Genomic DNA, 13,024 nt, shown 5'->3' with positions numbered 1-13,024 from the left:
GATGGACTGGCCCCGCAGCGTGAAGATCGTAGAGGTGGGGGCGCGTGACGGCCTGCAGAACGAAAGCGCCGAGGTTCCCGCCGCCATCAAGATCGAATTGATCGAACGACTTGCCGCAGCCGGTTTGCCAGCGGTCGAGGCAGGAGCTTTCGTGTCGCCCAAAAGAGTTCCGCAGATGGCGGATTCGGCGGCGGTGTTTCGGGGCCTGAAGCAGCGGCAAGGCACAGCCTATCCGGCGCTCGTTCCCAATATGAAAGGTTTCGAGGCGGCCATTGAAGCCGGCGTGACGGAAATCGCCGTTTTCGTCTCCGCATCCGAAGGATTCAGCCAGCATAATATTGGTTGCACGCGTGCGGAAAGCCTCGAACGATTACACGACGTCGCAGAGGCCGCAACTGGCCGAAATATCCGCATGCGCGGTTACGTCTCCTGCATCGCCGGCTGCCCCTATGATGGCGCGGTTGCGCCCGATGAGGTGGCGGCAATGACTGAGGCGCTTATCGCGCTGGGCTGCTATGAGATTTCGCTCGGCGATACGATCGGCATCGGCACGGCCGGCCGGATTCGCAATGTCATCGAGCGTGTGTCGAGCCGCATCCCGCGCGAAAAAATCGCCATGCATTTCCATGATACCTATGGGCAGGGCGTCGCCAATGTGCTGGCCTCGCTTGAGGAAGGCATCGTCGTTTTCGACAGTTCCGTTGCCGGGCTGGGCGGCTGCCCCTTTGCGCCGGGAGCGAGCGGCAATGTCGCCACCGAAGATGTCGTTTATCTGCTGCAGGGGCTTGGCATCGGAACCGGTATCGACCTGATGGCGGTAGCGAAGACCGGTGACTGGATCAGCCGGCATCTCGGCAGGCCGAACGCGGTACGCGCCGGAAAAGCGCTGCTCGCCGCAAAACAGGAGGGTGACCTGAATGGCGGATGAGTTGTTGTGTGAGACACGCAAGGATGTTCTGTGGCTGACGCTCAACCGGCCCGAGGTGCACAACGCCCTCAATGCTGCGATGACGGACGCGCTCACGGATGCCATCCGCGCTGCATCCGGTGACCACAGCCTGCGCGCCGTGGTAATAACGGCAGCAGGAGACCGCAGTTTCTGTTCGGGAGCCGATCTCAAGGAAAGCGCGGGTGGCATGTTTCTTTCGCGCGATGGAACAAACCCGATCGCCGATGTGATGCGCGCCATCGAGCGATGCGAAAAACCCGTCATTGCCCGCATCAATGGCCGGGTTTTGGCCGGCGGGCTAGGCCTCGTTGCCGCCTGCGATCTTGCCTATGCCGCAGATCACGCCGAATTCGGCCTGCCGGAAGTGCGGGTCGGGCTTTTCCCGGCCATGGTGGCGGCGAAGCTTCTGGCGAAAATACCGTTGAGTGGGCTTCAGGAAATGGCCTATCTCGGCCAGCCAGTCAGCGCCCCGGAGGCAACGCGTCTCGGCCTTGTCAATCGCGCAGCACCTGCGGCCGAACTCGATCGCTTGATCGAGGATGTTCTTGCAAAACTGCGACAGAATGCGCCGGGCGCCATCGCAGCCGGAAAGGCAGCCTTGCTGGCGATGCGCGACATGCCGTCCGATGATCGGCTGACCTTTGCCGAAAGTACCATCGCCACCATCAGCCGCAGCGATGAAGCCCGCGAAGGACGGCAGGCTTTTGCGGAAAAGCGGCCTCCTGTATGGGCGGGCACATCCTGAATAGCAGCACGCTCACCGTAGTCGTCGTCTCCCCGGGGCGTTAATCGATATAATGCCCGCAGCCGCGTTGACCCGGTTCAGCAAATCGCGTTCTATCCAGCACCTTTCGCCGGACGGTGATCGAGCAGCCGGAGGAGACCCTATGCGCCTTGTAAAAACCGTCGCCGAATTGCGGGATGCGATTTCCGCCTTTCGCCGCGAAGGCAAGACTGTCGGCTTTGTGCCGACCATGGGTTTTCTCCATATCGGCCACCTCACACTCGTTGCCAAAGCCAAGGCAGAAAACGACGTGACGGTGGTTTCCATCTTCGTCAATCCGCTGCAATTCGGCGCCAATGAGGATCTGGCGCGTTACCCGCGTGACCTCGCCCGCGATAGCGCGTTGCTGGAAGAGGCGGGCGTCGATATTCTGTTCGCGCCAGAGGTAACGGAGATGTATCCGCGCCCGATGTCGACCGTCGTGGATGTGCCGGAACTGGGCAGCCAGCTGGAAGGCGCGGTGCGGCCGGGGCATTTTGCCGGCGTCACCACCGTCGTGACCAAGCTCTTTAACCTCGTCCAGCCGGACGCGGCCTATTTCGGCGAAAAGGACTATCAGCAGGTGACGTTGATCCGGCGGATGGTCGAAGACCTTGCCCAGCCGGTGCGGGTCGTGCCGGTCGCGACGGTGCGTGAGGCGGATGGTCTCGCCTGCTCCTCGCGCAATGTCTATCTGACCCCCGAGCAACGTGCTGCCGCGGTGATCGTGCCGCGCGCGCTTGAAGAAGCTAACCGGCTTTATGACCAAGGCCTTGATGATCCCGCCGCCCTGGAAGCGGCGATAGAAAAGTTCATCGCCGCTGAGCCACTGGCTTCGCCGGAGGTCGTTGCGGTGCGCGATCCCGATACGCTGGCGCCGGTTACCTCCGTGCAGGCAGGCCCCGTACTGGTGGCGCTGTTCGTGCGCTTCGGCAGCACGCGCCTTCTCGACAACCGCGTCATCGGCCGCGACAAAACCAATCAACAGGAGGCCGCACGATGAGTACCCATGGAAAACTGAAGCGGCTGACGACGGCCTCCATCCGGCAGATGAAAGGTGAGGCGCGCATCGTTAGCCTCACCGCCTATACGACGCCGATCGCCCGCCTGCTCGATCCGCATTGCGACCTGCTGCTGGTGGGAGATTCCCTGGGCATGGTGCTTTACGGCATGGACACGACGGTTGGTGTCACACTGGACATGATGATCGCCCACGGCCGCGCCGTCATGCGCGGCGTCAACCGAGCCTGCGTTATTGTCGACCTTCCCTTTGGCACCTATCAGGAATCCAAGGAACAGGCCTTCCGCAACGCGGTGCGGCTGATGCAGGACACCGGCTGCGACGGCGTGAAGCTGGAAGGCGGCGAGGAAATGGCGGAGACAATCGCCTTCCTCGTGGCCCGTGGCATTCCTGTCTTTGGCCATGTCGGGCTGATGCCGCAGCTTGTCCACACCGCTGGCGGCTTCCGCTCGCTCGGCCATTCGGAAGCGGAAACGCAGAAAATCTGGCGAGATGCGATTGCTGTCGATCAGGCGGGCGCCTTCGCCATCGTCGTGGAAGGCACCGTCGAGCCGCTTGCCCGGGAGCTGACCGAGAAACTTTCCGTCCCCACCATCGGCATCGGCGCATCGCCGGCCTGCGATGGGCAGGTGCTCGTTTCCGACGACATGCTCGGCCTCTTCACCGACTTCAAACCGAAATTCGTTAAACGTTTTGCCGATCTTGGTGCGGCGGTTTCGGATGCAGCGACAAGTTATGCCGATGAGGTGCGCTCCGGCGCATTTCCGGGGCCTGAGCATACGTTTCAGGTTCGCAAGCCGTCGCGTTCGGGGGAGTGAGGGAACCGGGCTGATGTGCTGGACAACGCCCTGACCAAAACTCGACGTCATCCTCGGGTCGAGCCCGAGGGCGACGAAGGAGAGGTTGAGGCGCGACGCTGTCAGCTCCCAGCGGTGTACTCGGCCTGATCGCAGGCTTTTGACATCCAGTAAATCGAGCGACTACACAATCCCACCGCTGCCACCAACCGAGGCAGGTCGTTCCGCCGCCACCCGCTTGCGATAGCCGCTTGCCCGATAGGCCGCAATGGGGTCGATTGCGCCCCCAGCCAATTGCCGGGCCTGCGCGAGGATCGGCTCAACATCGGTGCGGTAAGCCCGTTTCAGTGTATCGGAAGCCAGCAGCGCATCATTTTCCTGCTGATAGCCATCCAGAGCTGCGCGATCGACCAGCAGCGCCTGCGCATAGGCGCGACGAATTTCATTGGCGCTGGAGATCAGGCTTTCAATCGGGTCCGTCACATTATGCGACTGGTCAATCATATGAGCGGGATGGAAACCCTTCACGCCGCGATGTTCGGCATCGACAAGCTCGTTGAAAACAAGGAACAGGCGGTAAGGTTCGATTGAGCCTGCATCCAGATCGTCATCGCCATATTTGCTGTCGTTGAAGTGGAAACCGCCGAGCTTGCCGAACTGGATCAGCCGGGCGACGATCATCTCAATATTGGTGTTGGGCGCATGATGGCCGAGATCGACGAGGCAGAAGGCCTTTTCGCCGAGCGTATTGGCGATCAGGTAATTGGTGCCCCAGTCCTGTACGACGGTGGAATAGAAGGCCGGCTCATACATCTTGTGTTCGGAAAAGATGCGCCAGTCATCCGGCAGCGCCTTATAGATATCGGCCATGCCGGCGAGATAACGCTCGAAGCTTCTGGTGAAGTTGCTCTGGCCGGGGAAATTCGAGCCGTCACCCACCCACACCGTCAGCGCCTTGGAGCCGATGGCGTTGCCGATTTCGATACATTCGATGTTGTGCTCCACGGCCTGCCGGCGCGTGGCGGCATCCGTGTGGCTGAGCGAACCGTATTTGTAGGAATGGCTCTGGCCCGGCGCATCCGAAAACGTATTGGAATTCATGGCGTCGAAGCCGAGACCCAGTGCATTGGCATGGGCCTTCAACCGCTTTGGGTCTTCCTTGTCCCAGGGAATATGCAGGGAGACATTCGGCGTGGCGCGCGTCAGCTGGTTGATGACAGCGCAATCATCCAGCTTGTCGAAGATGCCGCGTGGCTCCCCCGTGCCCGGAAACCGTGCAAAGCGGGTGCCGCCGGTGCCGACGCCCCAGGAGGGCACGGCGACGAAAAACTCCGCCACCTTGGCCGTGACCGCATCGATATCGATATTTCGACGTGCAAGCTGATTGCCCAGCGCCTGATAATCATCCTTCAGCGCGGCGGCGCGCTTTTCGTTTTCGGCCGCGATCACATCGGCGGCGATTTTCGTTTCGGTCATGTCTTCCTCCCCGGTCATGGCGGCGCTGCCGCCGCCTGTCACCGTCCCATATTATCGCGTGAAGCTCTGCGCGTTACCGGCATCGACATTGATGATGTTGCCGGTCGATTTGGCCGAAGCATCTGACGCCAGGAAATAGATCACCTCGGCGATATCTTCCGGGAACACATTGAGCTTCAGCATCGAGCGCTTGCGGTAATGTTCCTCCAGATCGGTCACCTCGATCTTGGACGAAGCCGCACGCTGCTCGCGCCACTCGCCGTTCCAGATTTTCGAACCACGCAACACGGCATCGGGATTGACGGTGTTGACGCGAATGCCGGCTTCAGCCCCTTCGAGCGCAAGGCAACGGGCGAGATGGATTTCCGCAGCCTTCGCCGTGCAATAGGCCGACGCATTGGGCGAAGAGGCAAGGCCGTTTTTCGAGGCGACGAAGACGACGTTGCCGCCGAGATTCTGACGCCGCAGCAACCGGAACGCCTCCCGCGAGACGAGGAAATAACCCGTGGCGAGAATATCGATATTCTTGTTCCACATGGCAAGCGTGGTGTCTTCAACCGGCGCAGAGGACGCGATACCGGCATTGGAGACGAGAATATCCACGCCGCCAAATTCCACGCTCGCTTCGGCGAAGGCGGAAATGACGGCGTCTTCCTGCGTCACGTCCAGCTTGACGCTACGCACCGCGTCAGCGCTGTAACGCTTGACGAAATCGCCCTTGGCAGCCTCCAGCGCCGCCTCGTCAATATCCGCCAGAACCACGCAGGCGCCCTCGCCCGCCAGCCGTTCCGCCGTTGCCCGGCCAATGCCGCCGGCACCGCCGGTGACGAAGGCCACGCGGCCGGCAAGGCTTTTCGGCTTCGGCATGCGCTGCAACTTCGCTTCTTCCAGCAGCCAATATTCGATATCAAAGGCTTCCTGCTCGGGCAGGCCCTGATATTCGGAGACGGCGGAAGCGCCGCGCATGACGTTAATGGCGTTGACATAAAACTCACCGGCGATGCGAGCGGTGGCCTTGTCCTTGGCAAAGGACAGCATGCCGACGCCGGGGATCAGGAAAATCACCGGGTTCGGATCGCGCATCTTGGGCGAATTATCGTGGCGGCACGCCTCGTAATAACGGCTGTAGTCGGCGCGATAGGCGTCAAGCGCCTTGTCGAGACCGGCCATCAACGCATCCACATCGGGATTTGCCGTATCGAGATCAAGGATCAGCGGGCGGATTTTCGTGCGCAGGAAGTGGTCCGGGCAAGATGTACCGAGCGCACCGAGCGGCTTCAGATCTTTCGAATTGACGAATTCCAGAACCGCATCCTGATCATCGAAATGGCCGAGCTTGCGCTCTTCGCGGCCGATACGGCCACGAATTTCCGGCATCAGCCGGGCGGCAATCGCACGGCGTTCGGCAAGCGGCAGGCTTTTCGCCACCGCGCCGCCGAAAATCGTCTTGCCTTCGGTCTCTGCCGCAAACCATTCGATCGCCTTGTTGATGATGGCAAGCGTCAGTTCGTAACACGCCTTGGCGTCATTATCCCAGGTAAAGAGACCGTGGCTTTCCAGCACGACGCCCTTGGCCTTGGGATTGGCCTTGACGAAAGCTTCGAGATCGAGACCCAGCTGGAAACCGGGGCGACGCCAGGGCAGCCAGCCGATGTCATCGCCAAAGACCTGCTGCGTCAGTTCCTTAGAATTCTTCGAGGCGGCAATCGCAATGATCGCATCCGGATGCATGTGATCGACATGATCGTAAGGCACGAAACCGTGCAGCGGCGTATCGATGGAGGCGGCGCGCGGATTGAGGTTGAAGGTGCAATGCGGCAGGAAGCCGACCATGCGGTCTTCGTCTGCGACACCTTTATAAATGCCCTTCAGCGCTTCCAGCTTGTCGAGATAAAGCGTTGCAAAACCATCAAGCTTGATGGTGCCGACATCGCCGCCGGAGCCTTTCACCCACATGACACGGACCTTTTCACCGGTCAGCGGATCGATTTCCAGTACCTTTGCGGAGGTATTTCCACCGCCGTAATTGGTGATGCGCTTGTCGGCACCCAAGAGATTGGAGCGATAAAGCAGCTTGCCGGGCTCATCGAGCGTCTTGGCGTAAGCGTCGTCCCAACGGCTTTCGAGAAGGCGGGATGTTCCCGTCATGTCTTCCTCCCAATATCTGTCTGCATTCGCGGAGCCGATCTCGGCCCGCCTCCTTTGATGGCAGGTATCGCGCATCCAAAAGCACAATGTCAATCAAAAACGATCATAAATTTTCATGTTGCAGCGCGATATTGATTAATTTGATCGTTCTTGATTGACAACGTAAAGAGATTGCGAATAATCACAATCAGGAGGACCCCATGCACGAACGCGAACGCCATCGCATCATCTTGAGCGCCACACAGGAAAAAGCTGTTGTGACGGTGCAGGATATTGCTGAACTCACGGATGCGTCGGAAGCGACGATCCGCCGGGATATCGCGTCCCTGCACGTTCAGGGCAAGTTGCGGCGTGTGCGTGGCGGGGCGGAAGCGGTGCATCCGCCGCAGCTCGGAAATCTGGCCGCACGGCCATTCCGCGTGTCCGAATCGGTCAATATCGACAAGAAACGCGCAATTGCGCGCAAGGCGGTCGATCTCTGCAATGATGGCGATGCCATTATCCTGAATGGCGGCACGACCACATTCCAGATGGTGCATTACATGGCGGCGCGCCGCCTGCAGGTGATGACCAATTCCTTCGCGATTGCCGAGCATCTGGTCAAGCATTCCAAATGCAATGTCAGCGTGCCGGGCGGCGCAATCTATCGCGACCAGAGCCTTATCCTGTCGCCCTTCGAGAACGACGCGATCCGCAATTTTTATGCGCGGCGGATTTTTCTCGGCGCGCAGGGCGTGGGCGCGCTTGGCATCATGGAATCCGACGCGCTGGTCATCCAGAGCGAACAGAAGCTGATGCGGCAGGCGGAAGAATTGATCGTGATGGTCGATTCCTCGAAATTCAGAAAACGGTCCAGCCTGATTTTATGCCCGCTCGAAAACGTCTCGACCATCATCACCGATGACGGGATTTCGGACGAGGCGGCAAGGATGGTGGAAGATGCCGGCGTCGAATTGCTGATCGCCGGCGCGGTGGCGGCGGGAAAAACCGCCGGTCCGCCGGATGAGGAGAATTCTTCTTCAGTCGCTTGAGGAGCGCTGGAGGGAAAAACAAGGTTCAAAATGGGAGGAAAAGGGACATGAAACTTACACGCAGAACATTGACCAGCGTTTTAGCACTCAGCGCGGCGCTCTCCGTCGCGGGGCTTGGCAGCGTTGCTGAGGCAGCAGACGTCAAGATCGCCCTGGTGGTCAAGTCACTCGGCAACGGCTTTTTCGAAGCCGCCAACAAGGGTGCGCAGGAGGCCGCGAAGGATCTCGGCGGCGTCGAGATCATCTATACCGGCCCGACCAGCACCACGGCGGAAGGCCAGATCGAAGTCATCAATTCGCTGATCGCGCAGGGTGTCGACGCCATCGCAATCTCCGCCAACGACCCCGACGCGGTTGTTCCGGCACTGAAAAAGGCGGCGCAGCGCGGCATCAAGGTCATTTCCTGGGATTCCGGCGTCGCGCCTGAAGGCCGCATTCTCCAGCTCAACCCTTCGTCCAACGCGCTGATCGGCAAGATGTGCCTGCAGCTCGCCGCATCGCATCTGGAAGGCGGCAAGGGTGACTTCGCCATTCTTTCGGCCACCACCACCTCCACGAACCAGAATATCTGGATCGACGAGATGAAGAAGCAGCTGAAGGACTTCCCCGGCCTCAACCTCGTCACGACAGTTTACGGTGACGACCTTGCCGACAAGAGCTACCGTGAAGCGCAGGGCCTGCTCTCCTCGCAGCCGAATGTGAAGGTCATCGTCGCGCCGACGACGGTTGGCGTTCTCGCCGCTTCGCAGGCCGTGAAGGATGCCGGCAAGATCGGTCAGGTCTTCGTGACCGGCCTTGGCCTGCCGTCGGAAATGGCCGGCGCCATCAAGTCCGGCGCCACCAAGGAATTCGCCATCTGGAACCCGATCGACCTCGGTTACTCCGCCACCCAGATCGCCTACCGCCTTGTGAAGGGTGAAGCCGACGGCAAGCCGGGCTCGGAAATCGAAGCCGGCCGCATGGGCAAGATCAAGGTCGGTGAAAACAGCGAAGCGGCCATGGCCGATCCGTTCGTTTATGACGCGAAGAATATTGATCAGTTCTCGAAGATTTTCTGATCTGAGCAATATCCGGCGGTGCGGAGGCTACCCCCTTCTGCCCTGCCGGGCATCTCCCCCTAAAGGGGGGAGATCGGCTGGACGATAACGCTCGCTCACTCTCAACTTTAGTGATGGCCTCAACGGTGCCGCATATCGATCTCCCCCCTTGAGGGGGAGATGCCCGGCAGGGCAGAGGGGGGTGCCCCTCGTCGCTTCAATCAAACTGACCGGTAAGACGGATGATGCGTATCGAAACGAAAATTTTAGACATTGCCGACGCTTCAAATTCAACGCCCATTCTCGAAATGCGCGGCATCAGCCAGATATTCCCCGGCGTGAAGGCGCTGGATGGCGTCGATATCGCGCTTTACCCCGGCAAGGTCACCGCGCTGATCGGCGAGAACGGCGCGGGCAAATCCACGCTCGTCAAAATCCTCACCGGCATCTACCGCCCGAACGAAGGCGAAATCCTGCTGGACGGCACGGCCGTGACCTTCCACGGCGCGCAGGACGCCATCGATGCCGGCGTCACCGCCATTCATCAGGAAACCGTGCTGTTTGACGAGCTTTCGGTCGGCGAGAACATCTTCCTCGGCCATGCGCCAAAAGGCCGTTTCGGCCTGATCGACTGGAGGACAATCAATACGCGCGCCAGAGTTCTGCTGGAACAGCTCGAAAGCACCATCGATCCGTCCATCCGGCTGAAAGACCTGTCCATTGCCCAGCGCCACCTGGTGGCCATCGCCCGGGCGTTGTCGGTCGAAGCACGCATCGTGATCATGGACGAGCCGACGGCCGCGCTTTCCCGCAAGGAGATCGATGATCTCTTCCGCATCGTCGAAAACCTCAAGCGGCAGGGCAAGGCGATCCTCTTCATCAGCCACAAGTTCGATGAAGTCTATGAAATCGCCGAGAACTACGCTGTTTTCCGTGACGGCAAGATGGTTGGCGCCGGCAATCTGGCAGCCACGCCACAGGACGAGATCGTGCGCCTGATGGTTGGCCGCGACGTGACGAACGCCTTCCCCAAGCAGCCCGTCACGCTGGGCCCAACGGTTTTGTCGGTCCGCGATTATTCGCACCAGACGGAATTTCGCGATATTTCGCTGGAACTGCGCAAGGGTGAAATTCTTGGCCTTTATGGGTTGATCGGCGCCGGCCGCTCCGAACTCTGCCAGTCGCTGTTCGGTATCACCCGTCCGGCTTCGGGAGAAGTAACGCTGAACGGCCAGCCGCTCACCATCCGTTCGCCTGAGGACGCGATCCGTGCCGGCATCGTTTATGTGCCTGAAGAACGTGGCCGCCACGGTCTGGCGCTGGACATGCCGATCTATCAGAACATGTCGCTGCCTTCGCTCACGCGCACCTCGCGCAAGGGGTTTCTGGCGGCCGCCAATGAATTCGCGCTGGCACGCAAATATGCGTCCCGTCTCAATCTGCGGGCGGCTGCACTCTCCGTTCCAGTCGGCACGCTTTCGGGCGGCAACCAGCAGAAGGTGGTGATCGGCAAGTGGCTCGCCACCCAGCCCAAGGTCATCATTCTCGACGAGCCCACCAAGGGCATCGATATCGGTTCCAAGGCCGCCGTGCATGGCTTCATCAGCGAGCTTGCGGCCGAAGGGCTTTCCATCATCATGATTTCATCCGAACTTCCCGAAATCCTCGGCATGTCCGACCGCGCCATCGTCATGCGTGAAGGCCTGATGGCGGGCCAGTTCGAACGCGCCGATTTTTCTCCGGAAAAGCTGGTGCGCGCCGCCACCGGCAACGCCTGAGAGGGGCAAAACCATGCAACGTTTCCTCAAAAATCGCGAATGGCTGCTGGCAGGCATTATCATCATCATGATCGCCGGTTTTGCGCTGCGCGCGCCCGGTTTCAGCCGACCGGCCAATCTGGTTAACATCTTCAACGATACCTCGATCCTCATCATTCTGGCGCTTGGCCAGATGGCGGTCATTCTCACCAAATCCATCGATCTTTCGGTTGCCGCCAATCTCGCCTTCACCGGCATGGCGGTGGCGATGACCAATGCCGCATTTCCCGGCATTCCGCTGCCGCTTCTGATCGTCATGGCGGTCGGCATCGGTGCGTTTCTCGGCTCGCTTAACGGCGTACTGGTCTGGTGGCTCGGCATTCCGCCCATCGTCGTCACGCTCGGCACACTCACCATCTATCGCGGCATGGCCTTCGTGCTCTCGGGCGGCGGGTGGGTGAATGCGCACCAGCTTTCGCCCACTTTCCTCAATGTGCCACGCACCGTGGTGCTCGGCATGCCGGTTCTTTCATGGGTGGCGATCCTCATCATCGCCGGTGCCTGGCTGGTGCTCAGCCGCACCTCCTTCGGTCGCTCAGCCTATGCGTCAGGCGGCAATCCCGGTGCTGCCGTCTATGCGGGCATCGATGTCGGCCGCACGCGCTTCTTCGCGTTCGTACTCTCGGGGGCGCTCGCTGGTCTCGCCAGCTATCTCTGGGTCTCGCGTTATGCCGTTGCCTATGTGGATATCGCCGCCGGTTTCGAACTGGACAGCGTGGCGGCCAATGTGATCGGCGGCATCTCCATTGCCGGCGGCATCGGCTCGGTGGCGGGTGCGGTGCTCGGCGCTCTGTTTCTCGGCGTCATCAAGAACGCCCTGCCCGTCATCGGCATTTCACCCTTCGCGCAGATGGCGATATCAGGCGTGGTGATCGTGCTTGCCGTCGTTTTCAACGCCCGCGCCGAAGCTCGAAAAGGCCGCATCATCCTGCGTGACCGGGCGGCAGCCGATCAGGCCAAGGAGGCCGCAGCATGAGCCCGATGTCTCAACCGGCACAGAGCCCACGTGTTATCCCCGACAAGCTCGGTACGCCGCTGCGCCGTGTCATGGCCAGCTGGGAAGTGTTGCTGCTTGGCGTTGCGATCCTCATCTTCATCGCCAATTCGCTCGCCTCGCCCTATTTCCTCAATGCCTGGAACCTCTCCGACGCAACCTTCAACTTCACCGAAAAGGCGATCATCGCCTTTGCCATGGCGCTTCTGATCATTGCCGGTGAAATCGATCTGTCCGTCGCCGCCATCATCGCGCTCGCCTCCACCGCCATGGGTGCGGCGGTGCAGATGGGTGTCGGCACGCCCGGCCTCGTCGCCATCGGCATCGGCACCGGAGTTTTGTGCGGGGCTTTCAACGGCTTTCTCGTTGCGGGACTGAAACTGCCATCCATCGTCGTCACCATCGGCACGATGAGCCTGTTTCGCGGCATCTCCTATATGGTGCTGGGCGATCAGGCCTATGGCAAATATCCGGCCGATTTCGCCTATTTCGGCCAGGGTTACGTGATCTCCGTCATCTCTTTCGAATTTGTGCTTTTCATCGTCATGGCCGTCCTCTTCGCCATTCTGCTGCATGCCACCAATTTCGGCCGGCAGGTCTATGTCATCGGCACCAATCCCTTCGCGGCCCGTTTTTCCGGCATCCCCGTCGAGCGCGTGAAGTTCATCCTCTTCCTGCTCACCGGCCTGATGAGCGGCATCGCCGCCGTCTGCCTCACCTCGCGGCTCGGCTCAACCCGCCCGTCGATTGCTCAGGGCTGGGAGCTTGAGGTGGTGACCATGGTGGTGCTGGGCGGCGTCTCCATTCTCGGCGGCTCCGGCACCATTGCCGGCGTCGTCATCGCCGCCTTCGTCATGGGCCTCGTCACATTCGGTCTCGGGCTGCTGAATGTGCCTGGTATCGTCATGTCGATTTTCGTCGGCCTGCTTTTGATCATCACCATCGCCATCCCTATCGTCGTTCGTCGCCTTAGAGCCATGAGAGGCTGAGC

General features: G+C 60.4%; 11 protein-coding genes. 9 read left to right on the top strand and 2 right to left on the bottom strand.

All coding sequences use genetic code 11. The features are described from left to right. Window position 1: 1 nt before the first annotated feature. The 4 genes from AKG12_RS11465 to panB all read left to right on the top strand — a co-directional run bounded on the left by AKG12_RS11465 (window position 2) and on the right by panB (window position 3,551). On the top strand, window positions 2-928 hold the full coding sequence (locus AKG12_RS11465) for a hydroxymethylglutaryl-CoA lyase (protein WP_052818889.1): 927 nt from the start codon (window positions 2-4) through the stop codon (window positions 926-928). Then, window positions 918-1,694 (top strand): enoyl-CoA hydratase-related protein, encoded by a 777-nt coding sequence (locus tag AKG12_RS11460; RefSeq protein ID WP_052818888.1) that lies wholly within the window; start codon window positions 918-920, stop codon window positions 1,692-1,694. Before AKG12_RS11465 ends, AKG12_RS11460 begins: the two co-directional genes overlap by 11 nt. 142 nt (window positions 1,695-1,836) lie before the next feature. After that, window positions 1,837-2,715, top strand: coding sequence for a pantoate--beta-alanine ligase (panC, locus tag AKG12_RS11455; RefSeq protein ID WP_052818887.1), 879 nt, complete (start codon window positions 1,837-1,839; stop codon window positions 2,713-2,715). After that, entirely contained in the window at window positions 2,712-3,551 is an 840-nt protein-coding gene (panB, locus tag AKG12_RS11450) for a 3-methyl-2-oxobutanoate hydroxymethyltransferase (protein WP_052818886.1), read from the top strand. Before panC ends, panB begins: the two co-directional genes overlap by 4 nt. Window positions 3,552-3,713: 162 nt before the next feature. Here panB and rhaI read toward each other — a convergent pair whose 3' ends face one another. After that, on the bottom strand, window positions 3,714-5,006 hold the full coding sequence (gene rhaI / locus AKG12_RS11445) for an L-rhamnose catabolism isomerase (protein WP_052819073.1): 1,293 nt from the start codon (window positions 5,004-5,006) through the stop codon (window positions 3,714-3,716). Between the two features lie 51 nt (window positions 5,007-5,057). Next, window positions 5,058-7,154 carry a bifunctional rhamnulose-1-phosphate aldolase/short-chain dehydrogenase gene (locus tag AKG12_RS11440; RefSeq protein ID WP_052818885.1) on the bottom strand — a complete coding sequence of 699 codons (2,097 nt, stop codon included), beginning with the start codon at window positions 7,152-7,154 and terminating at the stop codon, window positions 5,058-5,060. A gap of 200 nt (window positions 7,155-7,354) precedes the next feature. On the opposite strand from AKG12_RS11440, the gene AKG12_RS11435 reads away from it, so the two are divergent. From AKG12_RS11435 to AKG12_RS11415, 5 genes are all read left to right on the top strand, one after another. Beyond that, entirely contained in the window at window positions 7,355-8,185 is an 831-nt protein-coding gene (locus tag AKG12_RS11435; RefSeq protein ID WP_052818884.1) for a DeoR/GlpR family DNA-binding transcription regulator, read from the top strand. A gap of 47 nt (window positions 8,186-8,232) precedes the next feature. Next, a complete protein-coding gene (gene rhaS / locus AKG12_RS11430; protein WP_052818883.1) occupies window positions 8,233-9,243 on the top strand; it encodes a rhamnose ABC transporter substrate-binding protein in 1,011 nt (336 codons plus the stop codon). A 221-nt stretch (window positions 9,244-9,464) separates the two neighbouring features. Further along, the gene (locus AKG12_RS11425; RefSeq protein ID WP_052818882.1) at window positions 9,465-11,000 is read left to right on the top strand and encodes a sugar ABC transporter ATP-binding protein; all 1,536 of its coding nucleotides are present in this window, start codon (window positions 9,465-9,467) and stop codon (window positions 10,998-11,000) included. A gap of 13 nt (window positions 11,001-11,013) precedes the next feature. Then, window positions 11,014-12,015 (top strand): ABC transporter permease, encoded by a 1,002-nt coding sequence (locus tag AKG12_RS11420; protein WP_046801893.1) that lies wholly within the window; start codon window positions 11,014-11,016, stop codon window positions 12,013-12,015. Next, entirely contained in the window at window positions 12,012-13,022 is a 1,011-nt protein-coding gene (locus AKG12_RS11415; protein WP_046801892.1) for an ABC transporter permease, read from the top strand. The genes AKG12_RS11420 and AKG12_RS11415 overlap by 4 nt, the downstream gene beginning before the upstream one ends. The last annotated feature ends 2 nt before the right edge of the window (window positions 13,023-13,024 follow it).

The organism is Agrobacterium sp. SUL3, assembly GCF_001263295.1.
GTDB classification, from domain to species: domain Bacteria; phylum Pseudomonadota; class Alphaproteobacteria; order Rhizobiales; family Rhizobiaceae; genus Agrobacterium; species Agrobacterium tomkonis.
This window is presented reverse-complemented; position numbering and strand designations above follow the sequence as displayed.

What these genes read in the sequence shown, in the direction of transcription:
- AKG12_RS11460 (WP_052818888.1), top strand. Translation starts at nt 918, where the DNA reads ATGGCGGATGAGTTGTTGTGTGAGACACGCAAGGATGTTCTGTGGCTG.
- rhaS (WP_052818883.1), top strand. Translation starts at nt 8,233, where the DNA reads ATGAAACTTACACGCAGAACATTGACCAGCGTTTTAGCACTCAGCGCG.
- AKG12_RS11465 (WP_052818889.1), top strand. Translation starts at nt 2, where the DNA reads ATGGACTGGCCCCGCAGCGTGAAGATCGTAGAGGTGGGGGCGCGTGAC.
- rhaI (WP_052819073.1), bottom strand. Translation starts at nt 5,006, where the DNA reads ATGACCGAAACGAAAATCGCCGCCGATGTGATCGCGGCCGAAAACGAA.
- AKG12_RS11440 (WP_052818885.1), bottom strand. Translation starts at nt 7,154, where the DNA reads ATGACGGGAACATCCCGCCTTCTCGAAAGCCGTTGGGACGACGCTTAC.
- AKG12_RS11420 (WP_046801893.1), top strand. Translation starts at nt 11,014, where the DNA reads ATGCAACGTTTCCTCAAAAATCGCGAATGGCTGCTGGCAGGCATTATC.
- AKG12_RS11435 (WP_052818884.1), top strand. Translation starts at nt 7,355, where the DNA reads ATGCACGAACGCGAACGCCATCGCATCATCTTGAGCGCCACACAGGAA.
- AKG12_RS11425 (WP_052818882.1), top strand. Translation starts at nt 9,465, where the DNA reads ATGATGCGTATCGAAACGAAAATTTTAGACATTGCCGACGCTTCAAAT.
- panB (WP_052818886.1), top strand. Translation starts at nt 2,712, where the DNA reads ATGAGTACCCATGGAAAACTGAAGCGGCTGACGACGGCCTCCATCCGG.
- AKG12_RS11415 (WP_046801892.1), top strand. Translation starts at nt 12,012, where the DNA reads ATGAGCCCGATGTCTCAACCGGCACAGAGCCCACGTGTTATCCCCGAC.
- panC (WP_052818887.1), top strand. Translation starts at nt 1,837, where the DNA reads ATGCGCCTTGTAAAAACCGTCGCCGAATTGCGGGATGCGATTTCCGCC.